This is a genomic window from Sorangium sp. So ce367 (assembly GCF_051520455.1).
Taxonomy (GTDB): Bacteria; Myxococcota_A; Polyangia; order Polyangiales; family Polyangiaceae; genus Sorangium; species Sorangium cellulosum_B.
The window spans coordinates 1,592,665-1,619,605 of sequence record NZ_CP150334.1; the positions used below are offsets into that span (position 1 = coordinate 1,592,665).

18 protein-coding genes and 1 tRNA gene are annotated in these 26,941 nt (G+C 71.6%); 11 read left to right on the plus strand and 8 right to left on the minus strand.

Annotation, left to right across the window (positions count from 1 at the left end; all coding sequences use genetic code 11):
- Nucleotides 1-46 precede the first annotated feature (46 nt).
- The 4 genes from trpD to trpA are packed head-to-tail and all read left to right on the plus strand — an operon-like array spanning nt 47 to nt 4,629.
- Entirely contained in the window at nt 47-1,090 is a 1,044-nt protein-coding gene (trpD, locus tag WME97_RS06065) for an anthranilate phosphoribosyltransferase (protein ID WP_437555326.1), read from the plus strand.
- Nucleotides 1,083-2,558, plus strand: a complete 1,476-nt coding sequence (gene trpCF, locus WME97_RS06070; RefSeq protein ID WP_437550165.1) for a bifunctional indole-3-glycerol-phosphate synthase TrpC/phosphoribosylanthranilate isomerase TrpF — start codon at nt 1,083-1,085, stop codon at nt 2,556-2,558. Before trpD ends, trpCF begins: the two co-directional genes overlap by 8 nt.
- A 56-nt stretch (nt 2,559-2,614) precedes the next feature.
- Nucleotides 2,615-3,808: a tryptophan synthase subunit beta gene (trpB, locus tag WME97_RS06075; RefSeq protein WP_437550167.1), complete on the plus strand. Its 1,194-nt coding sequence runs from the start codon at nt 2,615-2,617 to the stop codon at nt 3,806-3,808.
- Nucleotides 3,805-4,629, plus strand: a complete 825-nt coding sequence (gene trpA / locus WME97_RS06080; protein ID WP_437550169.1) for a tryptophan synthase subunit alpha — start codon at nt 3,805-3,807, stop codon at nt 4,627-4,629. Before trpB ends, trpA begins: the two co-directional genes overlap by 4 nt.
- A gap of 106 nt (nt 4,630-4,735) precedes the next feature.
- Here the strand turns inward: trpA and WME97_RS06085 are convergent, their stop codons facing one another.
- Both WME97_RS06085 and WME97_RS06090 read right to left on the minus strand, forming a co-directional pair.
- Entirely contained in the window at nt 4,736-5,728 is a 993-nt protein-coding gene (locus WME97_RS06085; protein ID WP_437550171.1) for a hypothetical protein, read from the minus strand.
- Between the two features lie 66 nt (nt 5,729-5,794).
- Nucleotides 5,795-9,232: a POTRA domain-containing protein gene (locus tag WME97_RS06090; RefSeq protein ID WP_437550172.1), complete on the minus strand. Its 3,438-nt coding sequence runs from the start codon at nt 9,230-9,232 to the stop codon at nt 5,795-5,797.
- A 182-nt stretch (nt 9,233-9,414) separates the two neighbouring features.
- Here WME97_RS06090 and WME97_RS06095 point away from each other — a divergent pair, with 182 nt between their 5' ends.
- Nucleotides 9,415-10,218, plus strand: a complete 804-nt coding sequence (locus WME97_RS06095; protein ID WP_437550174.1) for a phosphate/phosphite/phosphonate ABC transporter substrate-binding protein — start codon at nt 9,415-9,417, stop codon at nt 10,216-10,218.
- Nucleotides 10,219-10,275: 57 nt separating this feature from the next.
- Here the strand turns inward: WME97_RS06095 and WME97_RS06100 are convergent, their stop codons facing one another.
- From WME97_RS06100 to WME97_RS06110, 3 genes are all read right to left on the minus strand, one after another.
- Nucleotides 10,276-14,766, minus strand: coding sequence for a translocation/assembly module TamB domain-containing protein (locus WME97_RS06100; protein ID WP_437550176.1), 4,491 nt, complete (start codon nt 14,764-14,766; stop codon nt 10,276-10,278).
- Nucleotides 14,767-14,919: 153 nt separating this feature from the next.
- Nucleotides 14,920-16,593: an energy-dependent translational throttle protein EttA gene (gene ettA / locus WME97_RS06105; RefSeq protein WP_437550177.1), complete on the minus strand. Its 1,674-nt coding sequence runs from the start codon at nt 16,591-16,593 to the stop codon at nt 14,920-14,922.
- A gap of 323 nt (nt 16,594-16,916) precedes the next feature.
- Nucleotides 16,917-18,494: a lipopolysaccharide biosynthesis protein gene (locus tag WME97_RS06110; protein ID WP_437550179.1), complete on the minus strand. Its 1,578-nt coding sequence runs from the start codon at nt 18,492-18,494 to the stop codon at nt 16,917-16,919.
- 147 nt (nt 18,495-18,641) lie between these two features.
- Between WME97_RS06110 and WME97_RS06115 the strand changes: the two genes are divergently transcribed.
- Nucleotides 18,642-18,717 (plus strand) — tRNA-Asn (locus tag WME97_RS06115).
- A gap of 462 nt (nt 18,718-19,179) precedes the next feature.
- A complete protein-coding gene (locus WME97_RS06120) occupies nt 19,180-20,310 on the plus strand; it encodes a PDDEXK nuclease domain-containing protein (protein ID WP_437555328.1) in 1,131 nt (376 codons plus the stop codon).
- Nucleotides 20,311-20,403: 93 nt separating this feature from the next.
- Here the strand turns inward: WME97_RS06120 and WME97_RS06125 are convergent, their stop codons facing one another.
- Nucleotides 20,404-21,096: an O-methyltransferase gene (locus WME97_RS06125; RefSeq protein WP_437550181.1), complete on the minus strand. Its 693-nt coding sequence runs from the start codon at nt 21,094-21,096 to the stop codon at nt 20,404-20,406.
- A gap of 317 nt (nt 21,097-21,413) precedes the next feature.
- On the opposite strand from WME97_RS06125, the gene WME97_RS06130 reads away from it, so the two are divergent.
- Complete coding sequence (locus WME97_RS06130; RefSeq protein WP_437550183.1) at nt 21,414-21,773, plus strand: LysR substrate-binding domain-containing protein; 360 nt, start codon at nt 21,414-21,416, stop codon at nt 21,771-21,773.
- 45 nt (nt 21,774-21,818) lie between these two features.
- Here the strand turns inward: WME97_RS06130 and WME97_RS06135 are convergent, their stop codons facing one another.
- A complete protein-coding gene (locus WME97_RS06135; protein ID WP_437550184.1) occupies nt 21,819-22,313 on the minus strand; it encodes a DUF421 domain-containing protein in 495 nt (164 codons plus the stop codon).
- A 420-nt stretch (nt 22,314-22,733) separates the two neighbouring features.
- On the opposite strand from WME97_RS06135, the gene WME97_RS06140 reads away from it, so the two are divergent.
- Nucleotides 22,734-23,798, plus strand: a complete 1,065-nt coding sequence (locus WME97_RS06140) for an NAD(P)-dependent alcohol dehydrogenase (RefSeq protein WP_437550186.1) — start codon at nt 22,734-22,736, stop codon at nt 23,796-23,798.
- A 34-nt stretch (nt 23,799-23,832) separates the two neighbouring features.
- Here the strand turns inward: WME97_RS06140 and WME97_RS06145 are convergent, their stop codons facing one another.
- A complete protein-coding gene (locus tag WME97_RS06145; protein ID WP_437550188.1) occupies nt 23,833-24,792 on the minus strand; it encodes a LysR family transcriptional regulator in 960 nt (319 codons plus the stop codon).
- Between the two features lie 149 nt (nt 24,793-24,941).
- On the opposite strand from WME97_RS06145, the gene WME97_RS06150 reads away from it, so the two are divergent.
- Nucleotides 24,942-25,481, plus strand: a complete 540-nt coding sequence (locus WME97_RS06150; protein WP_437550190.1) for a hypothetical protein — start codon at nt 24,942-24,944, stop codon at nt 25,479-25,481.
- Complete coding sequence (locus WME97_RS06155; RefSeq protein ID WP_437550192.1) at nt 25,478-26,884, plus strand: MFS transporter; 1,407 nt, start codon at nt 25,478-25,480, stop codon at nt 26,882-26,884. Before WME97_RS06150 ends, WME97_RS06155 begins: the two co-directional genes overlap by 4 nt.
- Nucleotides 26,885-26,941 lie beyond the last annotated feature (57 nt).

The following is a 26,941-nucleotide window of genomic DNA, read 5'->3' on the forward strand; positions in this document are numbered from 1 at the left end:
GATCCGTGTCTGCCGGAACAGCCGTGAACATGAGGAGAGAACCATGATGCATGCAGTCATCGATGCGCTCTGCGCCGGCGTCGACCTCTCCGCGGAGCAGACCGAGGCGCTGTTCCGCGATGTGGTCGCAGGGGCGCTGACCGAGATCGAGCTCTCCGCGCTGCTCGTCGCGCTCAAGGCGAAGGGCGAGACCCCCGCCGAGATCGCGGGCGCGGCGCGCGCGCTCAGGGGGGCGTCGGCGCCGTTCGCGCGGCCGGCTTATGTCTATGCCGACTGCTGCGGCACCGGCGGAGACGGGCAGTCCACCGTGAACGTGTCGACGGCCGTCGCCTTCGTCGCGGCCGAAGCAGGCCTGCCGGTCGCCAAGCACGGCAACCGCTCGGTCTCCTCCCAGTGCGGCTCCGCCGACGCGCTCGAGGCGCTCGGCGCCCGGCTCGACCCGCCGGCCGAGGTCTCGCGCCGCGCCCTCGATGAGGTCGGCTTCTGCTTCCTCTTCGCGCCGCAGTACCACGCCGGGCTCCGCCACGCGATGCCCGTGCGCCGCGCCCTCAAGGTGCGCACGATCATGAACCTGCTCGGCCCCCTCGTGAACCCGAGCGCGCCGCCGATCCAGGTGATGGGCATCTACGATCCGGAGCTCGTCACCCACGCCGCGCGCACGCTCGGCATGCTCGGGTGCCAGGCCGCGCTCGTCGTCCACGGCGGGGGGCTCGACGAGGTCGCCCTGCACGCCCCGACGCGCGCGGCCCGGCTCCGCGATGGGATCGTCGAGGAGCTCTTGATCGACCCGGCGGACGCGGGGGTCTCGCCGGCGCCGATCGAGGCGCTCCGGGGCGCCGGCCCGGCGGCGAACGCGGCGTGGCTTCGCGATCTGCTCGCCGGGCGCGGCGCGCCCGCGCACCGCGACGCCGTCGCGATCAACGCCGGCGCGCTGCTCTGGGTCGCCGGGCGCGCCGAGGGGCTGCGGGAGGGGACGGCCCTGGCGCTCGACGCGCTGGGCTCCGGGCGCGCGGCGGAGCGCCTCACGCGCTTCGTGGCGCTGAGCCGGGATGGGGCCCAGGAAGCGCGGAAGGAGGCGAAACATGGCTGAGCAGGGCAATGTGCTCGCGCGCATCGTGGAGCGGAAGCGGGCGGACGTGGCGGAGCGCGAGCGGCGGACCCCGCTCGCCAGCCTTCGGGCGAGCGCGCCGCCCACCTCGCGGAGCCTCCGGCGCGCGCTCTCCGCGCCGGGCGCGCGGTTCGTCCTGGAGTGCAAGAAGGCCTCTCCGTCCGAGGGCCTCATCCGGCCGGATTTCGACCCGCACGCCGTCGCCGCCGCGTACTACGGCGTCGCCGACGCGGTGAGCGTGCTGACCGACGAGCCCTTCTTCCAGGGCAGCTTCGAGATCCTCCAGGCCGTGCGCGCGGTCGTGGACGTCCCGATCCTCTGCAAGGATTTCGTCGTTTCGCCCTACCAGGTGATCGAGGCGCGGGCGAACGGCGCGGACGCGATCCTGCTCATGCTGTCGGTGCTGGACGACGCGACCGCGCTCCTCTGCCTGGGCGCCGCCCAGGCGCTCGGCATGGACTGCCTCGTCGAGGTCCACGACGAGGCGGAGCTCGAGCGGGCGCTCGCGCTGCCCGCGCCCGTGATCGGCATCAACAACCGCGATCTCAAGACGCTCAAGGTCGATCTCGCCGTCTCGGAGCGGCTCGCCCCGCGCGTGCCGCGCGATCGGATCGTCATCGCGGAGTCGGGCGTCGAGTCGCGCGCCCACGTGGAGCGGCTCGCGCCCTCGGTGGACGGGTTCCTCGTCGGCACGTCGCTCATGCGCAGCCCCGACATCGCGGACGCCGCGCGCGCGCTGGTGACCGGCCGGGTGAAGATCTGCGGCCTGACCCGGCCCGGGGACGCGCGCGAGGCGGAGCGGCTCGGGGCCCGCTTCGGCGGCCTCGTCTTCGCCGAGACCTCGCCGCGGCGGGTGACGCGCGAGCAGGCCGAGATCGTGGCCGCCACGGCCGCGGGGCTGCCCTTCGTCGGCGTTTTCCTCAATCAATCCGTGGACTTCGTCGCGGATACGGCGCGGGCGATCGGGCTGCGCGCCGTGCAGCTCCACGGCGACGAGGACGCCGCGTTCATCGAGGCGCTGCGGCGCGCGCTCCCCGAGGGGTGCGAGGTCTGGAAGGCGGTCCCGATGGCGCCGTCCGGGGAGGCCGCGGGCGCGGCCGGCGGGGCGGGCGGCGACGGCGCGGGCGCGGAGGTCGAGCGCAGCGCCGATCGGCTGGTCTTCGACACGCGCACGGCGGAGGCGCGGGGAGGCACGGGGCGGACGTTCGCCTGGAGCGCGATCGACGGCCACCCGGCGCGCGCGCGGAGCCTGCTCGCGGGCGGGCTGAACCCGGACAACATCGCCGCGGCGCGCCGGGTCGGGACGTGGGGGCTCGACGTCGCGTCGGGCGTCGAGCGCGCGCCCGGCGAGAAGTGCGCCGACCTGCTCGTGCGCCTGTTCGACAGCGCGCGCGGCCCGTCGCGCCACGACAATGACCCCGGGGCCCCGGCGGACCGCGCCTCCCCCTGACGGCAGCTCTCACGACGCACAACGCACAACGCACCACCGACGATCGAGGCAATTACATGCAGCAAAGCGGCCGCTTCGGCGCCTTTGGCGGCGCCTATGTCCCGGAGATCCTCGTGCCCGCGCTCGAGCAGCTCGAGCGCGCGTACCTGGAGGCGCGCGGCGATCCGTCGTTCGCGGCGGAGTTCGACGCCTTGCTGACGACCTACGCGGGGCGACCGACGCCGCTCACCCTGTGCCGCAACCTGACCGGCGATCCGCGCGTGAAGCTGTACCTCAAGCGCGAGGACCTGCTCCACGGCGGCGCGCACAAGACGAACCAGGCGCTCGGCCAGGGGCTGCTCGCGCGGCGCATGGGCAAGCGGCGGCTCATCGCCGAGACCGGGGCCGGCCAGCACGGCGTCGCGACCGCCATGATCGGGGCCCTGCTCGGCATGCCCACGCGCATCTACATGGGCGCGAAGGACGTCGAGCGGCAGCGGCTCAACGTCTTCCGGATGCGCCTCATGGGGGCCGAGGTGGTGCCCGTGACCTCGGGCTCGCAGACGCTGAAGGACGCCCTCAACGAGGCGCTGCGCTACTGGACCGAGAGCTACGAGGACACGCATTACCTGATCGGGACGGTCGCCGGGCCTCACCCGTTCCCCACGATCGTGCGCGATTTCCAGTGGGTGATCGGCCGCGAGGCGCGCGCCCAGATCCTGGAGGCCGAGGGGCGCTTGCCCGACGCGGTGGTCGCGTGCGTGGGCGGCGGCAGCAACGCCATGGGGATCTTCTCCGAGTTCATCCCGGACAAGGACGTGGCGCTCGTCGGCGTGGAGCCCGCCGGCCACGGCCTGTCGACCGCCATGCACGGGGCGACGCTGCTCAAGGGCCGCCCGGGGGTGCTGCACGGGTCGGAGACCTACATCCTCCAGGACGAGCACGGGCAGGTCGCCGAGACGCATTCGGTCTCGGCGGGGCTCGACTACCCCGGCGTCGGGCCGGAGCACGCGCACCTCATGACGTCGGGCCGGGCGACGTACGTCGCGGCGACGGACGACGAGGCGCTCGACGCGTTCCAGCGGCTCGCGCGCAGCGAGGGCATCATCCCGGCGTTCGAGTCGGCGCACGCGATCGCGCACGCGCTGAAGATGGTGGCGGAGGCGGCGAAGGCAGGGCGCGAGACGGTGCTCGTCGTGAACCTGTCGGGCCGCGGAGACAAGGACATGGAGCAGGCGCAGAGGCTGCTCGATCCCGGGAGGTCGACATGAGTCGGGAGACGGTGACGACGCGCTACGATCGCGCATTCGAGCGGCTGCGGCAGCGCGGCGAGGGGGCGTTCATCCCCTTCCTGATGCTGGGGGATCCCGACCTCGCCACGAGCGCGCGGCTGCTGCGCGCGGCCGTGGAGGGCGGCGCGGACGCGATCGAGGTCGGGATCCCGTTCTCGGATCCGATCGCGGACGGCCCGACGATCCAGGCCGCCGCCGTGCGGGCGCTCGAGGCCGGCGTGCGGCCGGGCGACTGCATCGAGCTCCTGGCGCGGTTCCGGGCGGAGGCGCCGGAGGTGCCGATCGGCATCCTGACGTACGCGAACCTCGTGAAGCACCGCGATCTGGCGGGCTTCTACGCGTCGGTGGCCGCGGCCGGGGTCGACAGCGTGCTCGTCGCCGACGTGCCGGTGAGGGAGTCGGATCCGTACGTGGCGGCGGCGCGCGCCGTGGGGGTGGCGCCGGTGCTGATCGCGCCGCTGAACGCCTCGGAGGCCACGCTGCAGCAGCTCGCGGAGCGGTGCAGCGCGTACACGTACTGCGTGACGCGCAAGGGCGTGACGGGGGCGGACGAGCAGCTGCGCCTCGGCCACGGGGCGCTCTTCGAGACGCTGCGCCGGTTCGGCGCGCCGCCCGCGATCCTGGGGTTCGGCATCTCGAAGCCCGAGCACGTGCGCGACGCCCTCGCCGCCGGGGCGTTCGGCGTGGTCAGCGGGTCCGCGGTCGTGCAGCGGGTCGCGGCGAACGTCGGTGATCCCGAGGCGGCCGCGCGCGCCGTCGCGAGCTTCGTCCGCGAGATGAAGGCGGCGACGGCGCGCTGAGCGCGCCGGCCGGATGGCGTTCCACCCGCCGAGCCGGTCAGGTTCACGGCGGAGCGCCGTCGCTACCGCGCCATGAGGGGCTCGCCCTTCGGGCGGCGAGCCGAGCTCACCGGCACGTGACGTCGCACAGCCTCTCCGAGAGCGCGATGCAGCCCTCGTCCCACCCGAGCGTGCAGCAGAAGCTGTCTCCGTCCTCTCCGCACACGGTCTCGACGCAGCTGTTGCAGGTCGCGTCGAGGGGCGCGCCCGTCTCGCAGAGGTCGTGGGCGCACCCGCAGGCCCGCCCGCAGGCGGCGGTGAGGCCGGCGACGCAGTGGGTATCCCAGTTGCTCATGCAGCACGCCGGGTCCTCCGCGCACAGCTCGGTCACGCACGGGTCGCAGCCCATGAGGAGGGGCGCGCCTTCCTCGCAGAGGTCGTGGCTGCACTCGGCCGGCGGGCACACGCCGCAGTCGGTGGCGCACGCCTGGCAGTTTTCCCTGTCGGGCTCGCATGTGCCGTCACCGCAGACCGGCGGGCACACGCCGCAGTCGTCGGCGCACGAGTCGCACGTCTCGCCGGTGTCACACCGCAGATCGCCGCACGCCGACGCCCCGCCCTCTCCGCCGCCGCCGGCGGCGTCGCCGCCGCCCGTCGAAGCGCTGCTCGCCGAGCCGCCGCCGGCGGCGTCGCCTCCGCCCGCCGAGGCGCTGCTCGTCGAAGCGCTGCTCGTCGAGGCGCTGCTCGTCGAGGCGCTGCTCGTCGAGGCGCTGCTCGTCGAGCCGCCTTGCCCGCCCGCTCCACCGCCGCCTGTGGCATCGCCGCCGCCAGCCGAGGCGCTGCTCGTCGAGGCGCCTTGCCCGCCCGCTCCGCCGCCGCCCGCGGCATCGCTGCCACCCACCGATCCGCCGCCAGCCGAGGCGCTGCTCGTCGAGCCGCCTTGCCCGCCCTCTCCGCCGCTGCCCGCCGAGCCGCCGGCCGCACCGTGCCCGCCGGACCCGCCGACGCCGGACGTGCTCGCCGCGCTGCTCGGCGCGGCGCTCTCGTCGTCGCCGCAGCCGGCGATCGTGAGGGTCGATGTCAGGGCGAGCAAAGCACACATGCGGAGTGAACGGTTCATCAGGGGAGCCTCGTTATCATCATGCGTTGGGAGCCGCCTCGCGCGCGTCGCGCGCGAGGCCGCCTGTCAAAAGAGCCCCACGGAGAAGTGGAGTGCACCGTCGATCTCATCCAGCTCGTCGCGCGGATCCAGGTTGAAGCCGTAGTCGAAGGCGAGGGGGCCGATGGGCGTGTTCACCCGCAGGCCGGCGCCGAGCCCGTAACGCAGGAGCCGCGGATCGAGGTTGACGTTCCTCGCCCTGATCCAGAGGTTGCCCGCGTCGAGGAAGAGCCCGAGCTGGAGCAGATCCGTCAGCGGAATGCGCAGCTCGGCGCGCGGGTTCACCATCACCGTCCCGCCGCGCGGGATATCGTCGGTCGACACCTCGGCGTTCCCGCCCAGCGCCTTTCTCGCCTCCTCGAGCCCGTCCTCAGGATACAGCGACTCGGCCAGATGGGAACGGAGCGAGTCGACGCCGCCGAGGAAGAACAGGCGATCCGGGTACGTCCCGCTCTCGGCCACGAGCGGCTGAATATACCCTCCGGACAGGCTCAGGGCGAGGGTGAGCCGCGACCGCGGCGCGAGGGGGATATAGCCCGACACGCGGCCCGTGAATCGCAGGAAGTGGCTCTCGGGGAAGCTCGATTGGGCCCGGACCGAGGCGAAGGCGTCGAAGGCGTCGACGTGCTCGACGCCGCCGGAGAGGAGGAAGCCCCGGGTCGCGGCGAAGGGGGTGTCCCGCGTGTCCCAGGACGCGTCGATCCGCTGCGCCAGGGCGATCGTCTCGCCCTCGGGCATGCGCAGCTGGTCGAGGATATCCCGCTTGTCGGTGCCGACGGCGCCCGGGAAGAATCCGACTTTGTTCAGCTCGGTCGACAGGGCGAGCTGCGTCGTCACGGCGCGCCGCGGGCGGTAAGTGAGCGCGGGGATGATCGCCGTCTTCGTGACGCCGAAATCCAGCTGGTTGTCGCGCACGTGGATGCCCGCGAGCGACATGCTGACGAGCGGGCCGAGGCCGATGTCCGGGAGCGCGACCGAGACCGCGACGCGGCGCTCCAGCTGGTCATCGACCTGGAGCTCCTCGTAGTGGCGGCTCGCCGCCTTGTCCACGATCATGAACTCGAACAGGTAGCTGAGCTGGACGCCCATCGTGAGGCCGATGGCGAGGCCGGCGATGTTGCGGTGTCCGTACTCGAAGGCGAGGCGCGCGCCCTCGCCGGTCGAGAACCCGATCTGCGGGTTGAGGTACTGCGGCAGCTGCTCGACCACGTGGATGACGACCCGCTTGTTCTTCTGCGGGACGTCGGGATCCTCGAGCGAGATCGACACGCTGGAGAAGGGGCCGAGCGTGGCGATGCGCTCCTCGCTCAGGCGGGCCTGCGACTGGCGGAACGGCGCGCCCTCGCGGAGCAGCACGCGGCGGAGGATCAGCTGCTCATCGGTCCGGACGGCGCCCTTGACGACGATGCCGGTGACGAACACCCGATCTCGCTCCGAGACGATGAACCGCGCGCGGGCGCGCGTGCGGTCGGGCGAGGGCTCGATGGCCGTGCGGACCTCGGCGAACGCGTAGCCCAGGTCGCGATACGCATCCATGATGCGCAGCCGCGCGGCGTCGAGCGCGAGCGTCGAGAGGGGCTGTCCGACCTTCAGATCGGCGAGGTCGCTGAGCCAGCGCTCGCTGAACGGCCGCTCGTCGGCGCAGAAGGCGCGGTCGCGCTCGCTCAGGCCGGCCTGGCGGCAGAAGCCCTTGTTCCCCTCGAAGGCGAGATCGTAGAGCTGGGTCTGCGGGCCGGGATGGACCGGAATGCGGAGCGTCACCTCGGGGGAGCACGCGATGTGCCGGGCGGCGTCGGGGCGGCACGTGAGGGCGGCGGGGACGGGCGGCTCGGGGAGGGGGATGCCTTGCGCGTCGGTGAGGCACTGGGCCGTGACGCGCTCGGCGACCGGCTCGGGGACGCAGGCGCCCGGCGGGGAGCGGCGCGAGCAGGTGGCGCGGAGCACGGAGACCGGGCCGACGACGGCGTTCAGGTAGCCCTTGCTGAAGTAGAGATCGCGAAGGTGCTTGAGGGCGCGCTCGTAGGTCTCCTGCGCGTACGTCATCGAGGGGATGAGCTCGACCGGCCTGGCCCGGCCGCCGGCGCCGCGGGTCGGGCCGAAGAGGTCCGAGATGCCTCGCGGGTCGGGCATCGAGAAGGCGTCGGCGCCGGGCAGGTCCTCCTCGAGGAAGCTCTCGATCTCGCGGCCGAGGTCGTCGGGGCTGAGATCGCCCGTGAGGCAGGGGAAGACGCGCTTCGTGACGCGCACCTGGTCGTGCTCGCGGACGGTGAAGGTCAGGTAACGGACCGGATCGTCGGGCTTGCCGCCCAGCGAGGGGGTGATCTCGGCGTCGAGGAAGCCGCGCTCGACGTAGAACGCGCGGAGCCGATCGGTGAGATCGTTCGTCCTGGTCTCGGTCGTCTCGCCGAGGTCGAGCGCCGCCTCGAGGGCGTCGTCGTCGAAGGCGCGGTTGCCGTCGAAGACGGGGACGATGCGCGCGCCGGGCTCGAGGTAGACGTAGAGGTAGTTGTGCGGGCCGACCGCGAGCACGCGGTGGGAGACCTCGGCGTCGTGAAAGCCGCTGCGGCGGAGCAGCTCGGCCATCTCGCGGTCGGCCTCGGCGAGGGCGGGCTCGTCGACGCGGGCGCCGACGCCGAGGCCGTAGCTCTGCTTGAGCGAGCCGAGCTCCCGGTCCGCGCGCGGCGCCACGACGAAGACGCGCTCGGAGACAACACGTGGAGCGCCGGCCTCGATGTCGAGGGCGAGGACGACCTGGGAGGGCTCGTCGGTGTCGACGGCGCGGACCGTGACGGCGGCCGCGGGGTAGCCGTGAAGCGCGTAGAACGCGCGGATGCGGGGGCTGATCTCGGCCAGCGTGGCCGCGGTGATCTCGCCGCCCTCGGCGATGCCGGCGGCCTCGAGGGTGTCCTGCCGGTCGAGCGCGCCGCCGCTGATCTGGACGGTGGCGATGCTCCGGCGGGGGACGACGAAGATGCGGAGCGCGGCGCCGTCCGGCACGAGGTACGCCTCGGCCGACGCGCGGGCGAAGTTGCCCGAGGCGAGCAGCTCGCGCATGGCGCGGCGCGCGGCGTCGGGGCTGAGCGGCTCGCCGAGGTCGACGCTCGTGACCGGCGACACGATCTGCCATCGGTCGCCCTGCGCGGTGACATCGATGCGGACGATCGGCTTGCCGACGAGCTCTCCCAGGGCCAGCGGCTGGCCGAGCGAAGGCACGTCGGTGGCCTGGGTGCCGGTCTCGCCCGCGGGCACGGCCCGTGCCGGAGGGGTGACAGCGTCGACAGGGTCGAGGCTGGCCTGACCGGGGTTGGGGCTGGACTGACCGGGGTTGGGGCTGGACTGACCGGGGTTGGGGCTGGCTTGAGCCGGACGTGCCGGGGTCGGGTCGGCGTGCGCCGGGACGGCGATCGCGCCGAGCGGCAAAAAGCCGAGCAGAAAGGGAATGAGGGTGGAACGGAAGCGAGCCATCAGGCGCGGAGCGCCGGGGGACGAAACGGAAATGAACCGGCGCCGGCGTACACGACGGACGCAGCGTAGCCCGGTTGGGCGCTGGATGGGCAAGAGGCCGCCCGCGTGGCCCCGATGTGCGAGACGCGGGGCTCTCGGCGGGCAGAGCTCGTGCTAGCGTCGGCGCCCGTGCGAGGCACCGGATGAAGGACCTGGCGATGCTCGTCGGCGCCGTGGCGCATGACGCCAAGGTGGTGACGTTGTGGGAGAGCCTGCGCGAGCACTTCCGCGAACATGGAATCCTGATTGATTTCGCGCTGTTCTCTACGTACGAGCGCCAGGTCGAGTCGCTGATCCGCGGGCACATCGACGTCGCCTGGAACAGCGCCGTCGCGCACGTGCGGGTGAAGCGGCAGACCGAGGGCCGGTCCCGCTCGCTCGCGATGCGCGAGATCGATCGCGACTTCCACAGCAAGCTGCTCGTCCGCCGCGACGCCGCCGTCGGGGCGCTCAGCGATCTGGAGGGCAAGGCGCTCGCCGTCGGGAGCGTCGACTCGGCGCACGCGCGCATCCTGCCGCTCCACTTCCTCCGGCAGGCGGGCGTGGCCGTGGAGAAGATCCAGCTCATGCCGTTCGAGGTGGACGTCGGCAAGCACGGGGACACCGCGACGAGCGAGGTCCAGGCGCTCGCGGCGCTGCACGAGGGCAAGGCGCAGGCGGCGGCGGTCGGGGACGCCGTGTGGCTCGCCGAGCAGGCGAACGGCCACATCGACCTCCGCCGGGTCGACGTCCTCTGGACCACGCCGGCCTACGATTTCGCGATGTTCGACGCGCTGCCGGCGCTGCCCGAGGCGAAGGCCGAGGCGTTCCAGCGCGCGCTGCTCGGCATGACGTGGAAGAACCCGAAGCACCGGCGCATCTTCGAGCTCATGGGCCACAGGCAGTGGGTCTCGGGCCGCGACGACCGGTACGGCGCCCTCGACGCGGCGCTCGCCGCGGCCACCTGACGGCCGCGGCTCGAGCGCCACGCGAGCGTCCTTCGAGCGCCATCCGCGGCTCGAACGTCACTCGAACTCGAGCCGCCACCTCAGGTCGGCGCCCACGTTGCCGAGCGGCGAGCTCGAGGCGTCGCTCGAGTTGTCGTACGACCCCTGGAGGCTCATCCGGTCGCTGAGCTTCACCTCGACGCCCGCGCGCACCTGGCTGCCCTGCGAGAGCCCCGTCGTCACGTTGGCGCGCACCGCGTCCGTGATGCGCTTGCCGATCGTCACCGTCGGCTCCGGGGCGCCGTTCTTGGACGAGTAGCCGGTGCCGAAGCGGAACTCGTCGATGAGGGGGACCATCGTCTTCACCGCCTTGTCGGCGCCCGTCAGCGACGAGAGCGCCTCGAGGCCCATGGTCTCGCCGAGCGACGACACGACGCCCTGGTTGAGCTCGGCGCGCGTCATGCCGAGCGTCAGCAGCAGGACGATGTCCTCCTGGCTGAGCGGCGGATCGCTCGTCAGGTTGAGCTGGAGGTTGTCGGCGTCGCCCTGGGCGTGCAGCTTGATGCGCCAGAGCCCGCTGGAGTTCGCGCTGCTCCCCGCGGCCGCGGCCGTCGGCGCCGTGGGCTCCGCGCCCGACGTCGCGTCCGCCGCGGCGGCGGTGCTCGTCGACGTGTAGCGGCGGTACTCGCTCTCGGCGCGCACGTCGACCTTGGGCGCGATGCGGAACGGATCGTCGAAGCGGACGTAGCCGTCCCGGACCTCGAACTCGGTGCTGCGCAGCATGAGCTTCGAGTCGGGCAGGATGCGCAGCGTGCCGCGCGCGCCGAAGCGCTGGTTCGTGCCCGAGAGCGCGAGCCCGGGCTGCGAGACCTCGAGCCGCATGTCGGCCAGATCGTTCGAGAAGCGGAGCGGGTTCGGCGAGGCGACGGTGACGTCGAACCGGACCACGTCGGCGGCGGGGTCGTAGGTCTGCACCGTCGTCCGCTGGCGCCCCGTGAGATCGCCGAGGTCCATGCTCATCAGGATGGGGCGCGTGTAGCTGAACGACGTGAGCGTGATCTTCCCCTCGACCCGCGGCAGGTTCTTCTCCCCCGACGCGTCGTCCTCGACGCCGGGCCGGAAGCTCGCCGTCAGGTTGGCGTTCGCGGTGAGGTTCACCCCGTCGGCGACCGGCAGCTTCACGCCGTTCGCGACGATGGATGCCTGCGCCGTGCCGAGGGTCAGGCCGCGCACCGGCATGTGCCCCACCGCGGTCACCGTGCCCGTGCCGACCCGCGCGCTCGCCTTCGTGAGGCGCACCTGGTCGCCGCCGATCGCGAACTCCACGTCGATGTCGTCGAGCGAGACCGGCAGGCCGACCACGTCGAGCTCGCCCTCCTTGAGCGTCGCCGAGCCCGTGTAGCGCAGCCCCTGGAGCGGCCCGGCCACCTGGACCTCGGCCTGCACGGTGCCCCGCGCGTGCCGGATCTGCGGGATGTCGGCGCTGAGCCGCGAGAGGCTCGTCGGGCTCACCCGGATCGCCACGTCGAGGTCCGGCGCCGTGAACACCCGCTTGACCTCGCCGGACGCCGTGAACGCGGCGGACAGGCGCGAGGCGGTGTGCGCCTCGAGGTGGAGCTCCGGCACCTTCAGCGTGTTGCCCGCGAGGCGGATCGGGCCGCTCGGGCGCGTGAGGTGGACCCCCTGGCCCTCCCGATCGAGCTTGAGCGCGTCGACCGTGAGCGTGAGCGCGGACTGCCGGAAATCCGTGAGGGGGAGCCGCTCGATGTCGAGCGACCCGGTCATCGTGCCCTTCGGCGCCGCCGCGAGCGCGGCGCCCGGGATCAGGTTCGCGAGCGTGCCCAGGTCGAGCGCGTCCATGCGCACGTCCCCGTCCACGATCTTGCGCCGCTGGCGCGTGACGCGGAGCCCCTTCAGCGCGACCTGCCCGCCGAACAGCGAGCCGTTCGCGACGAAGGAGCCGTCGGGGAGGTCGCGCTCGTACTCCGCCGGATCGAACGGCGCGCCCTGGGGGTTGCCGCAGATCGGCGTCCTGCCGATGATCTTCGGCGGCCTGTCGTTCGGCAGGATCGTGAGCTCGACCCGCGAGGGCGGCAGGCTCGCGTGCGCGCGGCGGATGCCGACGCGCGAGACGTGCACGTCCGCGAAGCCGGCGAGCCTGCTCACGGTGCCGCCCAGGCTGGCGACGACCGACACCGAGCCGTCGAACTGCGAGGCCGCCGCCCCGAGCCCGTCGATCCGCGAGAGCGGGAGGCCGCTCGCGATGACGCTCCCCTTCAGCGCGCCGCCGTGCGCGACGGAGGCGCTCGCCAGCACGGAGCCCGTGCCCTTGCGCAGCGACGCCGAGCGGACGTCGAGCAGCATGCCGTCGGCGCCGGCGGCCTGGTCGTCCCAGATCATGTCGAGGTCGACCTCGCCCTCGTCGAAGCGCTCGTCGAGCAGCTCGACGCCGGTGAGCCGCATGCCCGCGTTCACGGCGAGGTAGCCGCCGCCGCAGCGGTCCTCGGGGCCGCCGAGCGCGAAGTGGGCGCGGGCCGTCCCGCTCGCGGTCGCCTTGTAGTCGGCGAACCGCGGATCCTTGTCGAGGCGGAGCACCTCGAGCAGGTCGCGCGCGGCGAGGTGCGGCGCCTCGCGCGTGTCGACGGTCGCGTCCACGACGACGATCCCCGCCGAGCTGTCGAGCGGGCGGCCCTTGGGCAGGTTGCCGGCCGGGTCGAAATCGACCTTGATCGACGGGACCCGGACGCGGCTCGCCCCGTGCCGGACCCGCGCGTTCTCGAGCGTCAGGGCGAGCGGCTCGAACGCGACCGGCGAGGGCTCGAGGTCGCCGATGGGGAAGCCGCCGAACACGAACTTCTCGATGCCGACCTCGCCTGTGAGCTTCGGGTGCTCGTACGAGCCGTGCATCGCGGCCTTCAGCGTGGCGACGCCGGCGAGCTCGAGCGCCGCGAGCGGCGAGACCTCCGCGAGGTCCACGCGCGAGCCCGGGTGGACCTCGACCCCGAGCTGGTCGTTGAAGCCGAGCGAGACGGTGGTCCTGAGGTGCGAGCTCGGCGTGTCGATCGAGAAGCCCGAGAGCACGACGGCGTTGGGGCGCACCTGGAACGAGCCGCGGACCGTGGCCTCCTTGACGCCCGTCAGGCGCTTGCGGGCAGGGTCCTTCGTCGGGTGATCGAAGATCTCGAAGCCGTGGGTCTGCACGGCGAGCGGGCCCTCGAGGGAGAGCGGGGACAGCGTGCCGCCGAAGCGATCGAACCTCCCCTCGCGCAGCGTCCACGCGACGTGCGCCTGCGGGTGGACGGCGAGGTCGCGGAGCAGGCCGGGCAGCTCGACGTTGGCGAGGTCGATCGGCCCGGCCTGGAGCGGCACGCCCTTCTCGAACGGCTTGATCTCCGCGCTCGAGATCTTCAGCGAGCCGTCGGCCCAGGCGACGTCGGCGTCGGAGAGCTGCACGGCGTCCGGGGTCGTCGAGACCTTGCCCGCGAGGCGCGTGACGAAGACCCTGCCGTCGAGGCCCGGCCGGTCGAGCAGGAGCGTGCCCTTGAGGCGGGGGAGCGCCAGGCCGAGCGGCGCGGACGCCGCGTCGTACTCCGCGTCGACGTCGAGCGAGACCGAGCCGGACGCGGGCGGCAGGGCCAGGAAGCGGTGCACGATCGGCACGGGGAGGCGCGCCCGCACGCGGCCCTCGATCCGGTGGGGCATGCCGCCGCCGAGGCCGACGGCGCGGAGGGCGCCGAGCTCGAGCTCCACCCGGCGCCAGTCGCCGTCCTGGAGCGCGCAGGGCGGCGCGGTGCCGGGATCCGGGTCGAAGTCGGCGGCGCCCTCGAGGATCAGCCGGCGGACGAGCGCGCGGCCCGGCTCGACGCGGACGCGCGTGTCGAAGCGGCAGACGACGTCCTCGTCGACGCTGTCCTCCTCGGCCTCATGGCCGGGCGCGGGGTGCGTGTGGACGACCGAGACGAGGCCGGAGCGCATCGCGATCTCGAACGCGTCCGACGGCTCGGCGGAGACGTCGACGTCGACCTCGGTGGCCTGGACGCGGATATTGTCGATCGTCAGGTCGACCCGCGCGTCGGTGATGGCCACCGAGGAGAGCGGCGCGCGGTCGAGGCCGCCCCCGCCGCCCTTGCCGGTGCTCGGGAGGGTGAGGTTGCGGAGCTCCCCGTCCTTCAGCACCGCGCGGACGCGGGGGCCGATGATCTCGACGTCCCCGGCGTCGATGTGCCCCGCGAGCAGCGAGAACAGGCGCGGGCGGATGGCCACGCGCTCGAGCTCGAGGAACGGCGCGCCGCCGTCCGAGGAGTCGACGACGAGCCGGTTCAGGCCGACCATGAGGGGCCAGGCCTGGACGCGCACGTCGTAGCGGGCCGTGATGCCGAGCTCGCGCTGGAGCAGCGCCGCCGTCTCGCGCGCCGCCCAGGCCCGCACCGTCTCGGTGCGCACGAGGAAGCCGAGCGCGAGCGGGATCGCGCCGATCAGCGCGAACAAGACGCACAAAACGCGCACGGCGAGGCGCCCCCAGTCCCTGCGGGCGCTCGGCGGGGAGCCCTTTCTCCTCGTGCCGTGCATCGGGCGCAGCTTAGCTGAAGAGCGGTCGGACGCTTACGTGGGCGGGGTGATCCTGTGCCAGGAAAATACCGGTGCGTGCGCGTCGCACCCGACCGGAAACGTGCTCCAGGGTGGAACGCCGCGGGGGCGCCGTGCGAGGCGCGCCGGGCCGGGTCAGCCCGCGGTGAGCTTGCGGTAGCGGAGCTTGCGGGGCTCGGCGGCGTCGGCGCCGAGGCGGCGCTTCAGGTCGGCCTCGTAGTCGGCGTAGTTGCCCTCGAACCAGACGACCTTGCTGTCGCCCTCGAAGGCGAGGATGTGGGTCGCGATCCGGTCGAGGAACCAGCGATCGTGGCTGATGACCACGGCGCAGCCGGCGAAGTTGAGCAGCGCCTCCTCGAGCGAGCGGAGCGTGTCGACGTCGAGGTCGTTGGTGGGCTCGTCGAGCAGGAGGACGTTGCCGCCGCGGCGGAGCAGCTTGGCGAGGTGGAGGCGGTTGCGCTCGCCGCCGGAGAGATCGCGGACCTTCTTCTGCTGGTCGCTGCCGGCGAAGTTGAAGCTGGCGACGTACGCGCGCGAGTTGACCTCGCGCTTGCCGACGAGGAGGCGATCCTCGCCGCCGGAGATCTCCTGCCAGACGTTGTTGTTCGGGTTGAGCGCGTCGCGCGACTGGTCGACGTACGCGAGCTCCACGGTCTCGCCGAGCTTGAGCGCGCCGCCGTCGGGCTTCTCGAGGCCCATGATCATGCGGAAGAGCGTGGTCTTGCCGGCGCCGTTCGGCCCGATGATGCCGACGATGCCGCCGCGCGGGAGCGAGAAGCTGAGGTCGTCGATGAGGACGCGGTCGCCGAAGCCCTTGCGGAGGTGTTCGGCCTCGACGACCACGTTCCCGAGCCGCTGGCCGGCGGGGATGTGGATCTCGTTCTCCTCGACCTTCTTCGACTTGTCCTCGGCGAGCAGCGTCTCGTAGGCGGCGAGGCGGGCCTTGCTCTTGGCCTGGCGGGCGCGCGGGGCCAGGCGCACCCACTCGAGCTCGCGCTCCAGGGTGCGCTTGCGAGCGCTCTCCTGCTTCTGCTCGAGCTCGAGGCGCTTCTTCTTCTGCTCGAGCCAGCCTGTGTAGTTGCCCTCGTAGGGGATGCCGGCGCCGCGGTCGAGCTCGAGGATCCAGCCGGCGACGTTGTCGAGGAAGTACCGGTCGTGGGTGACCGCGACGACGGTGCCGGGGTAGTCGTGGAGGAAGCGCTCGAGCCACGCGACGCTCTCGGCGTCGAGGTGGTTGGTCGGCTCGTCGAGCAGCAGGATGTCCGGCTTCTCGAGGAGGAGCCGGCAGAGGGCGACGCGGCGGCGCTCGCCGCCGGAGAGCTTGGTGACGTCGGCGTCGGGCGGCGGCAGCCGGAGGGCGTCCATGGCGCGCTCGACGACGCGGTCGATCTCCCAGCCGTTCGCGGCCTCGATCTTGTCCTGGAGCGCGGCGTACTCCTCGAGGAGCGCCTCCATGTCGGGGGGCGACTCGCCGAGCTTCGCGCCGATCTCCTCGAAGCGCTGGACGAGGGAGCGGACGTCGTGGACCGCCATCTCGACGTGCTCCTGCACGGTCTTGCCGGCCTCGAGCTGCGGCTCCTGGGCGAGGTAGCCGATGCGGATGCCGTCGGCGGGCTTCGCCTCGCCGAGGTACTCCTTGTCGACGCCCGCCATGATGCGCAGCAGGGTGCTCTTGCCGGCGCCGTTCGAGCCGAGGACGCCGATCTTCGCGCCCGGGTAGAAGGAGAGCCACAGGCCCTTCAGCACCTCCTTGTTCGGGGGGTGCACCTTCCGGACATCCTGCATCGTGAAGATGAATTGAGGGGCCACGTCTTCGCCTGCCTGTGCGTGCCCGGCGCGCCGTGGGGCCCCGCTCGGCCTTCGAGCGGGCGCGGCGCTGGCCGGGCTGGGGGGAGAGGCCGTATGCGAGATCGCCGGCTGACGGTCAAGAGGGCGCGGAAGCGGCTGTAGGCGGGCGCGCAGGGCGCGCGTCAGGACGGACGCGGGCGTCGTATGTACGAAGGGGGATTTCAACGCAAAGGCGCAAAGACGCAAAAAAGAACAGATTTCATGCAGGTTTGCGCCTTTGCGCCTTTGCGCCTTTGCGTTGAAATCTCTCTCCGGCTCCCTGGCCGGACTCCTGACGGGCGCAGCTAGGCGCGCCGTGCGCCGCGCCCGAACGCCTGCTTGAGGGCGGCGAGGTCCTCGCGGCCGACCTCGCGCGTGGCGACGAGGACTGCGAGGTACACGAGGCCGACAAGGATCGCCTCGCCGAGCACGGCGATCTTGCCGAGCCACGGGAGCTGCGCGCCCACGGCGATCCCGGCGAGCAGCGCGGCGCCGACGCGGAGCGCCGTCCGGGCGGGGACGAAGCCGCCGGCGGCGCGGTGGAGCAGGACGCCGCCGGCGACCGCGGCGGTGGCCAGCGCGAGCGAGGTGGCGACGGCGGAGCGCACGAGCATGTCGGGGCCGAACGCGGCGCGCGGGACGGCGATCGAGCAGCCGGTGGCGACGAGGAGGACGGTGGTGGCGGTGAGGGCGGCGGCGATGCGCTCCCGGTGCAGGCTGGTGAGCGCGGCCGAGGCAACGCCGAGGACGGCGAACGCGCCCATGCCGAGGGAGAGGACGCGGAGCGTGTCGCCGCCGCGGCTCCAGATCTCGACAGGGAAGGCGAAGCGCAGGACATGCGGGGCGAGGCCCGAGATCGGGGCGCAGAGGAGCCCGGTGAGCAGGAACGAGAGGCGGACGCCCGTCATGGCGTAGCGGCGGACCGCGGCGCGGTCGTGCTCGGCGTGCGCGCGGGCGAGCATCGGGAAGAGGATGAACGTGACCGAGAGGAGCAGCTGGTACGGCAGGAACGCGAAGAGCTGCGCGCCGCGGTAGACGCCGATGAGGTCGTCGGCGGCCTTGGCGCCGAGCGCGAGCCCGCTCGTGGCCTGCCCGAGGAAGCGGCGGAGGAGGAAAAAGTCGGTCTGGAGCAGGAGGTTCAGGAACGTCTGCGAGACGGCGAGCGGCAGGAGAAAGGCGGCGTGCTCGCGGATCGAGGGGCCGGCGCTGCCGCGGCGGCCGAGGCCGGTCCTGGTGAGCGCGAGCGGGACGATGACGGCGGCCGCGGCGACGAAGCCGGCGATCGCGCCGAGGACGCCGCTCTGGCCGGCGCGGAGGAAGAGCAAGGCGAAGGCGGCGATGCTCGCGGTGCGGAGCGCGCCATAGCCGACATCGAAGGCGGCCTGCGTGACGAAGCGCCGCTGGCCGTTGAGCGCGCCGACGAGCGGGGCGTAGAGGCCGTAAAGGAGCACGACGGCGGCGGCGAGCCGCAGCGGGCCCGCGACGTGCGGGGCCTCGGAGAAGTCGGCGATGGCGCCGGCGAGGAGCGCGAAGCCGGCGGAGACGACCACGGCGAGGAGGGCGTGCAGGGCGAGCGTGCGGCGGAAGGCGGCCGCGACGTCCTCTTCCGCGACGCTGGAGACGGCGCGCGAGACGCCCTGGATGCCGGTCGCGACGATGACGTTGTTGACGACGCCGACGCCCGCGAGGACGACGGAGACCGCGCCGTAGCCGTCGGTGCCGAGCAGCCGCGGGAGGATGAGCTGCTGGACGAAGCCGAAGAGGATGAAGGAGACCTTGGCGCCGGCGATGGCGAGTCCGCCGCGGCCGGCGGAGCGGGCGGCGGCGGCGGGGGCCGGGGCGTCCGGCGGCTGCGGCGGGAAGGGCACGGCGGCGCGCTGCACGGCGGCGTTGTCGCAGAAGCTCGCCGGGCGGGCAATCTCGCGCGGAGCGGCCGAGCACACCGGGGCGTCACGTAAACTTCAGCGGCGGTGCGGATTCGCTTGACGGGAAGGCCTCGCCGACTATCCTCGCGCCCGTCTCCAACGCATTCCAGCTTAGCTCAGTTGGTAGAGCAGGCGGCTGTTAACCGCCGGGTCGCTGGTTCGAGTCCAGCAGCTGGAGCCATTCACACGGGATCGCTGAGACGCGACCTCGTTCTTTTTGAACCGGCCTCGGAGAGTGATCTCCGGGGCTGGTTCGTTTCTGGTCCACGCTTCCGCGATCATCGGCGCTCGGCGGGCGCGACGCGCGCGTGGGTAGCGTTCGAGCAGAGAGCGCGCCGCGAGCGTGAAGGCGCGCGCGACGAGGGCGTTCTGCACGGCGCTCGCGCTCTCTCTTCTGTCCTCTGGAAGAGAGAAGCCGAGAGCGTTCAACAGCGGAGGGACTTCGGGCGAGGCGGTGCCGCTGACGCTTGACTGGCCAGCGCATCGGCGCTCTCCGTCGAGCCCGCGAAGAGGTAGAGCGCGCGTGTGCAGCCCGCGCACGGAACGGCGCGGCCGACGCATGCGTCCCCTCGCGCGACGCGGTTCGCCCCGCCAGATTCGCTTGCGAAATCGCAAGGCTCGCCGGAACCTCTGGCCTCTCCGCATGACGAAGAAGCCATCCCCGAAGAAGCGCATCGCACGCACGAAGCCTGCCGCCCACAAGGCGACGACGCTCGTCGCGCCTCGCGCAAGGCGGGCGGTCGCCGAGGGTGGAGAAACGCGCTTCGACGATGTCGTCGCGCTCATCGAGGCTGCCCGTGGCCGCGCGTACCAGGCGGTGAACGCCGAGCTGGTCTCGCTCTACTGGCAGCTTGGCGAGTACATCAGCCGGAAGATCGCGAGCGCCGAGTGGGGCGACGGCGTGGTCGAAGAGCTCGCGGCGTCCCTCGCTCGGCGCTTCCCTGGCCTCCGTGGCTTCACGCGGCCGAACCTGTTTCGGATGCGCCAGTTCTACGAGGCGTACCTGGCGAACCGAAAAGTCTCGGCGCTGCTGAGACTTTTGCCGTGGACGCACCACCTCATCATCCTCGGGCAGGCCAAGCCTGCGGCTGCTCGTGAGTTCTACATCCTCGCGGCCATCAAGGAGCGCTGGTCATCCCGAGAGCTGGAACGCCAGATTCGCTCCGGCGCCGTGCTGCGTGACGCGGAGGCTGCTAAGAAAGTCTCACCAGCGCTGAGACAAAGTCACCGAGGCGCGCTCGACGAGTTGAAGAACGCCTACAATCTCGAGTTCCTCGCGCTTCCCGACGGACACTCGGAGGCCGATCTCCACGGCGCCCTGCTCCGGCATCTTGGCCGCTTCCTCACTGAGCTGGGGCGCGACTTCTGCTTCGTCGGCTCAGAGTACCCGGTGCAAGTGGGCAACCAAGATTTCACGATCGACCTCCTCTTCTTTCACCGTGGCCTGCAGTGCCTCGTGGCTCTCGAGCTGAAGACCGAGAAGTTCAAGCCTGCCGACCTGGGTCAGCTCTCGTTCTACGTCGAGGCGCTCGACCGCGACGTGAAGAAGCCGCACGAGCGCCCTTCCATCGGCGTGTTGCTCTGCGCCACGAAGGACGACGAGGTCGTCGAGTACGCGCTTGCTCGCACGACGTCGCCCACGCTCGTAGCGGAGTACCAGACGCTCCTCCCACCGAAGGAACTGCTCCGCGAGAAGCTCCATGAGCTGTACGCGGAGCTCACGCCGAGAGAACCGGGCCGTGCCCGCGCATCGCATCTGCGGAGACGCTCATGAGCGGCACGACGCCACACGAATGTCGTGTCGGCCCACGACGCCAGTGGAAGCGAAAATGCTCGGCCGGGGGCAGCGTGCCTCGAGCCAGCGTGCTCAGCTCGTCTTGATCGTGAGTTCGTTGCCGCGTCCCGCGTCGAACGGGAGCGGCTGGGAGAGGTAGCCGTTCTGTGGGTTGCGCACGTAGTCGATATAGCCCGAGGCCTGCTCGAACGCGTTCTCGCCGATGATGATCGCGCCAGGCTTCAGATGCGGCTCGAGCAGCTTGAGAACGTCCAGATAAAGGGTGAAGGCGCCGTCGAGCAACACCATGTCGATATCGCCGCCGACACCCGACTTCAGGGTCTCTCGAGCATCACCGACCCGGAGTTCGACGATACCGGACAGCCCGGCAGCGGCGACGTTCGCCCGCGCCCGCTCGACTTTGCTGGGCACAAGGTCGGTCCCGATCAAGCGGCCGCCGCCCATATCGCGCAGCGCGGTCGCCAGATAGATCGTGGAGATCCCCATCGAGGAGCCGAACTCCACGATGCAATTGGCCTTGCATGCGCGAGCACACATGTAAAGGAAACGTCCAAAATCCGGGGAGACGTTGAGGAAATTCTCCGCGAATCCGCGATACGTGCTTTTCAGATCGCTGGCTTCGTCCTTGAGGAGCTGGGTGATCATCTCTTCCCTCGTGGCCGCCTCGCTCGCTGCGCTGGCGGCCAGCGGCGCGTCGGCCGCCTCCGCTTCCCGATGAAGACGCTTGAGGACCTCTGCGATCTGGCCGTTGCTGATCGAATTCATCTCTGTAATCCCTTTCCTTCTGAATGAACGGCCCTGCGCGCGGCGCCTGGTCGTTGACTCGGTGACTGGGGCCTCTCGGGTGAGGAGTGTTGCGCTGCGTCGATGAGCAGGCGCGTCGACGCCCGCTCATCATCGAGTTGTCCAAGAATGGCCTCAGTCGAGCCCGTCTTTGCCCGGTGCCCAATCTGCTCGCGTCCGGATCTGACGGCTCAAGAGGCCGGGACGGCGCCTGCCAGGCGATTCCTTGCGACCTTCATGACCATGGGTGATGGCTACCGTTTGACAACCGAGTCGTCCAGGACGATATTGGGCTCGATTTGAGACCTGCTGAGCATCGATGGAGGCCGAGAGGCCAGCCCTGGGATCGGACCCTGAACGTGGCTTCGGAGATCTTCGACGGAGAAGCCCTGTTGACGCTCGTGGCGAGCGGCTTCGGATTGACCTTCGGCGCGGAGCCCGCGGCGCCCTTCCTCGCGGTCGGCACCGCGATCTGGAAGCCGGTCAGCGATCTCGGTCTGGAGATGCGCAACATCGCGATGTGGCGGCCCGACGCGCAGTCTGTCCTGCTCCGACCGCTCGTCGACCTGGTACGTGAATTCGGCGCCGCGCTTCGCGATCGGGAGATGGGACCGCGCAGACAGGAGAGCGAGCGCCAGCGGCGACCGCGACGCCGCTAGAGACAACGGGCCAAACGCCTCGAGGACATGGGTCGATGACCCGACTCACTGCTCGCCGCCCTGCGTACCCTGCTTCTTGACCACGCTGATCTCCCCGTCCGCCTCGAGGCAGGCAGAGCGCACCGTGGTGATGTCCGTGATCCCTTGCCTGCGAAGGGCCGCCTGCAGCTCCTCCTCGGTGACCATCTCCCGGCGCATGTTCTCCCACTGCGGGCGGCCGTCTCGGACGAGGGTCGTCTGCGTGTCGCGCAGGCAACGCCGGAAGAAGGGGACGCGGAACTCCAGGATATCGAGCACGTAGCCCCAGGCGACGATGAGCGCGATCATGAGCAAGGCGTCCGCGGGCGAGCTCGAGCCGCCCATGATGCCGTCGGCGGCCATACCACCGATGAGAATGAGGGCGAGCATGTCGTTCGGTGAGAGATGCCCGGTGCGTCGCTTGGGGATGACGCGGATCAGGATGACGAGGGCGAGATAGACGAGCGTCGTGCGCATCGCGATCTCCCAGAGGGGCTTGGAAAAACCAAAGTTCCCTTCCATGGGCGTCCTCCCGCCAGTACGGCCACGCGCGTCAGCGCGCGGGATGGACGTCGGGAGCGAGGTTCGCGGCCGCCCAGCGCGCCAGCGCCGCGAGCTCGACGCAGCGGTGCAGGTGCCTCATCTCGGTATTGCTGGGCATGGCCGCCTCCTTCGGGGGCACGGGAGTACTGCTTCGTTCGCGCTGGAGGGGCCCTCGCAAGAAAGGGACCGCTGCAGACCGTGTGCCGCGCGGCCGAGGAGGGGCTCGCTCGGTGTGCTGCCTTCTAAATTAGCGTATTTGCTCGTGTTTCTGACCGTTTGGCGCGCTGGTTCACCGTCGACGCCGAGCGCACTATAGTGCTGCACGTGGTCCGGCAGCCGACGAGCTAGCAGGGCCGATCCTCCCCCTTGCAGGAGCTCAAGCTCTTCCAGGAGTAAAAGATGACCGTGAAAGCCTTTGGTGCCCATGCCGCCGACAAGCCGCTGGAAGCGCTCGACATCTATCGCCGCGCCCCGGGCGACCACGATGTGCAGATCGACATCGTCTACTGCGGCGTCTGCCACTCGGACTTGCACACCGTCCGAGGTGAATGGGCGGGCACGCTCTATCCGTGCGTTCCTGGGCACGAGATCGTGGGGCGGGTGTCCGCTGTGGGGGGCCAGGTATCTCGCTTCAAGAAGGGCGAGCTGGTCGGCGTCGGCTGCATGGTCGACAGCTGCGGCCGCTGCGCGTCCTGCGCCGAACACCTCGAGCAGTACTGCGAGAGGGGCATGACGCTCACCTACAACTCTCCGACCCCGGACGCCCCCGGGCACACGCTGGGCGGCTACTCCCAGCGGATCGTCGTCAACGACAGGTACGTGGTGAAGATCACCCACCGCGAGGATCAGCTGGCGGCCGTGGCCCCGCTGCTCTGCGCCGGCATCACCACCTATTCGCCGCTCCGGCACTGGAACGCCGGGCCCGGCAAGAAGATCGGCGTGGTGGGCATCGGCGGGCTCGGCCACATGGGCGTCAAGCTCGCCCACGCGATGGGCGCGCACACGGTCGCGTTCACGACGTCGGAGTCGAAGCGGCAAGACGCCAAGGCCCTCGGCGCGGACGAGGTCGTGGTGTCGCGCAACGCGAACGAGATGGACCGCCACGCCGAGAGCTTCGACATGATCTTGAACACGGTCGCGGTGAGCCATGACCTCGACGCCTTCACGAGGCTGCTCAGGCGGGACGGCGCCCTGGTGCTCGTGGGCGTGCCGAAGGACGCCCACCCGTCGCCCAACGTCTTCAACCTCGTGCTCAAGCGCAGGACGATCGCCGGGTCGACGATCGGCGGCATCGCCGAGACGCAGGAGATGCTCGATTTCTGCGCGGAGAAGGGGATCGTCGCCGACATCGAGGTGATTCCGATCCAGCGGATCGAACAGGCGTACGAGCGCATGCTCAAGGGCGACGTCAAGTATCGCTTCGTCATCGACACCGCCAGCTTGGCCGCCGGGCCACAGCGGTAAGACCCTAGGTCATCGTCAACGCCGAGGGGCGGCGCTAGCCCCTTCGCCTCTTCCGTGGCGCGCGGCGCTGCCCAGTACGCCCGCTCCGCGCCACCGTCTCTTTCCCGCCTGCCACGACCTCCCGCACGCTGTCGCGCAACCAGCGGTGAGCGGGGTCCGCGTCCAGCCTCGGGTGCCACAGCAACGAGACGGTGATCTCCGGCGCGGCGAAGGGCAGCGCGAAGCTGAACAGGCCGTCGCGCAGGCTCCTTGTGTGGTGATCCGGAACGGCGGCGATCAGGTCGGTCGCGCGCGCCAGCGCGATCGCCGTGGCGAACCCGCCGACGATGGTCACCACCTCGCGCGCCAGACCGAGCGCGGCCAGGCTCTCGTCGATGCGCCCCTTGGCCACGCCGCGCCGTGAGAACACGACGTGGCGTCCGGCGGCGTAGCGCGCGGGCGTGATCTTCGCGCGGCCGAGGGGGTGGTCGCTGCGCACGACGCCGATGAAGCGGTCGCGGAACAGCGCCTGGGTGCGCAGCTCGGGGCTGGTGTCTTCGTCGACGACGCCCGTCTCGAGGTCGACGGCGCCCGTGCGCAACGGCGCGCTGTCCTTGTCGGGCTTGGCCACGAAGCGCAGCCGGACGCCTGGCGCCTCGGCGCCGGTGCGCTCGATCAGGGCTGGACCGAAGCTCTCGACGAAGCCCTCGCTGGTGCGCAGCGTGAAGGTGCGCACCAGGCGCTTCAGGTCGAGCTTCTCGGCCGGCCGTAGGACGGCCTCGGCGCCCTGCACAAGGTGGCTCACGCGCTCGCGCAGCTCGAGCGCGCGTGGGGTCGGCACCAGGCCGCGTCCAGCGCGCACCAGCAGGGGATCGCCCAGGGTCTCCCGCAGGCGCGCGAGCGCCCGACTCATCGCCGACGGGCTCAGGCGCAGGCGTCGGGCCGCGCCGGTGACGCTGCCTTCCGTGAGCAGCACGTCGAGCGTCACGAGCAAGTTCAGGTCAGGCAGCGACATGCCGGCAGGCTACCAGAGGTCGGGGTGAACTATGGCGTCGCATGCACATATAGGTTGCGATCGTTGCGCGTTCCGCAATCCGTACCGGCGCTCTAGCTTCGACGTCGAAGCGCGGATCACGTCGATTCGAGCCGAGCCGGAGGCCACCCATGACCGAGAACGCCCTTGACCTGTTCGTCCATCGCACCCGTGCCAGCTGGGGACCGCTCAGCAGCGATCTGGTCGCCAGCTGTCGCCATCACCTGGAACAGCTGGCGAAGGCGCACGCCTCCGAGCCCTGGCTCGCGGCGCTGCACGAGGAGGCGCCCGCGTCCAGGGAGCTCTACCGGGATGCGGAGCACGGCTTCGTGCTGCAGGCCCACACCGAGCAGGCCGGGCTCTACCGCCCGCCGCACGACCACGGTCGCAGCTGGGTGATCTACGCCCTGCAGCGCGGAGAGATCGCGATGTCGACCTACGCTCGCATCGAGACCGGAGGCGGCATCCAGCTGGTCAAGCGCGACGAGACGCTGCTGCGCGCCGGGCAGGCGCAGCTGTTCTTGCCGGGAGACATCCACGACACGCGCTGCGTCGCCGGCCCGGCGCTGCTGTTCCGTTTCACCGAGCGCGATCTCAGACAGGAAGATCAGGTCGCGCGGCGCGTGACCCGCTATGTCGAGCGCAACGGCGTCTGGACGGTGGGAACATGATGGCGCTGCGCACCTCGATCGCGGGCGCGCCCCTGCCGAGCGAGGCGCCCGATCAGGCGGCTTCCGGTGTGCAGGGCCCGGCGCGCGCGGAGGCGATTGCGTGCGTGCTCGCGGCCATGGTGCTGGTGGTGCTCTCCGCGGGCATCGCCAACGTGGCGCTGCCTGCGCTGGCGCACGCGCTCCAGGTGACGCCCGCCGCGTCGGTGCGCGTCGTCAGCGCCTACCAGCTCGGGCTGGTGATGGCTCTGTTGCCGTGCGCCGCGCTGGGCGAGAGCCTGGGCTATCGCGCCGTGTTCACGGCGGGCGTCGGGCTGTTCACGGGCGCGTCGGCGCTGTGTGCGCTGGCGCCATCGCTCCACTGGCTGGTCGCTGCGCGCTTTCTGCAGGGGCTCGGCGGCGCCGCCGTGATGGCGCTCGGGGTGGCGCTGCTGCGCTTCGTGGTTCCGCAGGCGCAGCTGGCAGCCGCCATCGGCTGGAACGCGCTCGCCGTGGCGCTGTCCTCGGCCGCGGCGCCCACGGTCGGCGCCGTGCTGCTCTCGAGCGCGAGCTGGCCCTGGCTGTTCGCCGTCAATCTGCCGCTCGGCGTGGCGGTGCTGCTCGCCTCGCGCGGCCTCCCCGAGGTCCCCGGCACGGCGCGGGCGCTGGACGCGACGAGCATGGCGCTGAACGCGGGGGCCTTCGGCGGGTTGATCGCAGGCGCGGAGCTGCTGCCGGCGGCGCCGGCGCTCGGGGCCGGCCTGCTCGCCGCGGCCGTCCTGAGCGCGACGCTGTTGCTCCGCCGCGAGCTGCCGAAGGAGGCGCCCCTCGTGCCGCTCGACCTGCTGCGCAGCCGTTCGTTTCGCGTCTCCGTGATCGCGTCGGTCGCGTGCTTCGCGGGGCAGGCCTCGGCGCTTGTCGCGCTGCCCTTCCATCTGCGGCACGGCTTTGGTCAGGAGGCCTTGAGCACCGGGCTGCTGATCACGCCCTGGCCGCTGAGCGTGGCCCTCCTGGCGCCCGTCGCGGGCCGCCTCGCCGACCGCATCTCGACGGCCTGGCTGTGCGCGACGGGCGCGGGGTGTCTCGCGCTGGGGCTCGCTGCGCTCGCGCTGTCGCCGGCGCACGGCAGCGCGCTTTCGCTGGTGCCGTTCGTGGCGCTGTGCGGCGCGGGCTTTGGCCTGTTCCAGGTGCCGAACAACCGCAACATGCTCCTCGCGGCGCCGCGCGCGCGGAGCGCCGCCGCGGGCGGCATGCAGGGCACCGCGCGGCTGGCCGGCCAGACGGCGGGCGCTGTCGTCATGACCTTGCTCTTCACGCTCATGCCAGTAGATGCCGCGCCGCGCATCGGCCTCGGTATCGGCGCCGTGCTGACGCTGAGCGCCGGGATCGTCAGCGCGCTGCGCGCCGGCTCGCACCGCGAGCCATGATGGTGGGCGGATGGGCAGCTGAGAGCCGCTGTGTCCGAGCTCTTCGAGCAGAGAGCG

Coding starts and splice junctions, on each gene's coding strand:
- trpD (WP_437555326.1), top strand. CDS start 47: ATGCATGCAGTCATCGATGCGCTCTGCGCCGGCGTCGACCTCTCCGCG.
- trpCF (WP_437550165.1), top strand. CDS start 1,083: ATGGCTGAGCAGGGCAATGTGCTCGCGCGCATCGTGGAGCGGAAGCGG.
- trpB (WP_437550167.1), top strand. CDS start 2,615: ATGCAGCAAAGCGGCCGCTTCGGCGCCTTTGGCGGCGCCTATGTCCCG.
- trpA (WP_437550169.1), top strand. CDS start 3,805: ATGAGTCGGGAGACGGTGACGACGCGCTACGATCGCGCATTCGAGCGG.
- WME97_RS06085 (WP_437550171.1), bottom strand. CDS start 5,728: ATGAACCGTTCACTCCGCATGTGTGCTTTGCTCGCCCTGACATCGACC.
- WME97_RS06090 (WP_437550172.1), bottom strand. CDS start 9,232: ATGGCTCGCTTCCGTTCCACCCTCATTCCCTTTCTGCTCGGCTTTTTG.
- WME97_RS06095 (WP_437550174.1), top strand. CDS start 9,415: ATGAAGGACCTGGCGATGCTCGTCGGCGCCGTGGCGCATGACGCCAAG.
- WME97_RS06100 (WP_437550176.1), bottom strand. CDS start 14,766: ATGCACGGCACGAGGAGAAAGGGCTCCCCGCCGAGCGCCCGCAGGGAC.
- WME97_RS06120 (WP_437555328.1), top strand. CDS start 19,180: ATGACGAAGAAGCCATCCCCGAAGAAGCGCATCGCACGCACGAAGCCT.
- WME97_RS06125 (WP_437550181.1), bottom strand. CDS start 21,096: ATGAATTCGATCAGCAACGGCCAGATCGCAGAGGTCCTCAAGCGTCTT.
- WME97_RS06135 (WP_437550184.1), bottom strand. CDS start 22,313: ATGGAAGGGAACTTTGGTTTTTCCAAGCCCCTCTGGGAGATCGCGATG.
- WME97_RS06140 (WP_437550186.1), top strand. CDS start 22,734: ATGACCGTGAAAGCCTTTGGTGCCCATGCCGCCGACAAGCCGCTGGAA.
- WME97_RS06145 (WP_437550188.1), bottom strand. CDS start 24,792: ATGTCGCTGCCTGACCTGAACTTGCTCGTGACGCTCGACGTGCTGCTC.
- WME97_RS06150 (WP_437550190.1), top strand. CDS start 24,942: ATGACCGAGAACGCCCTTGACCTGTTCGTCCATCGCACCCGTGCCAGC.
- WME97_RS06155 (WP_437550192.1), top strand. CDS start 25,478: ATGATGGCGCTGCGCACCTCGATCGCGGGCGCGCCCCTGCCGAGCGAG.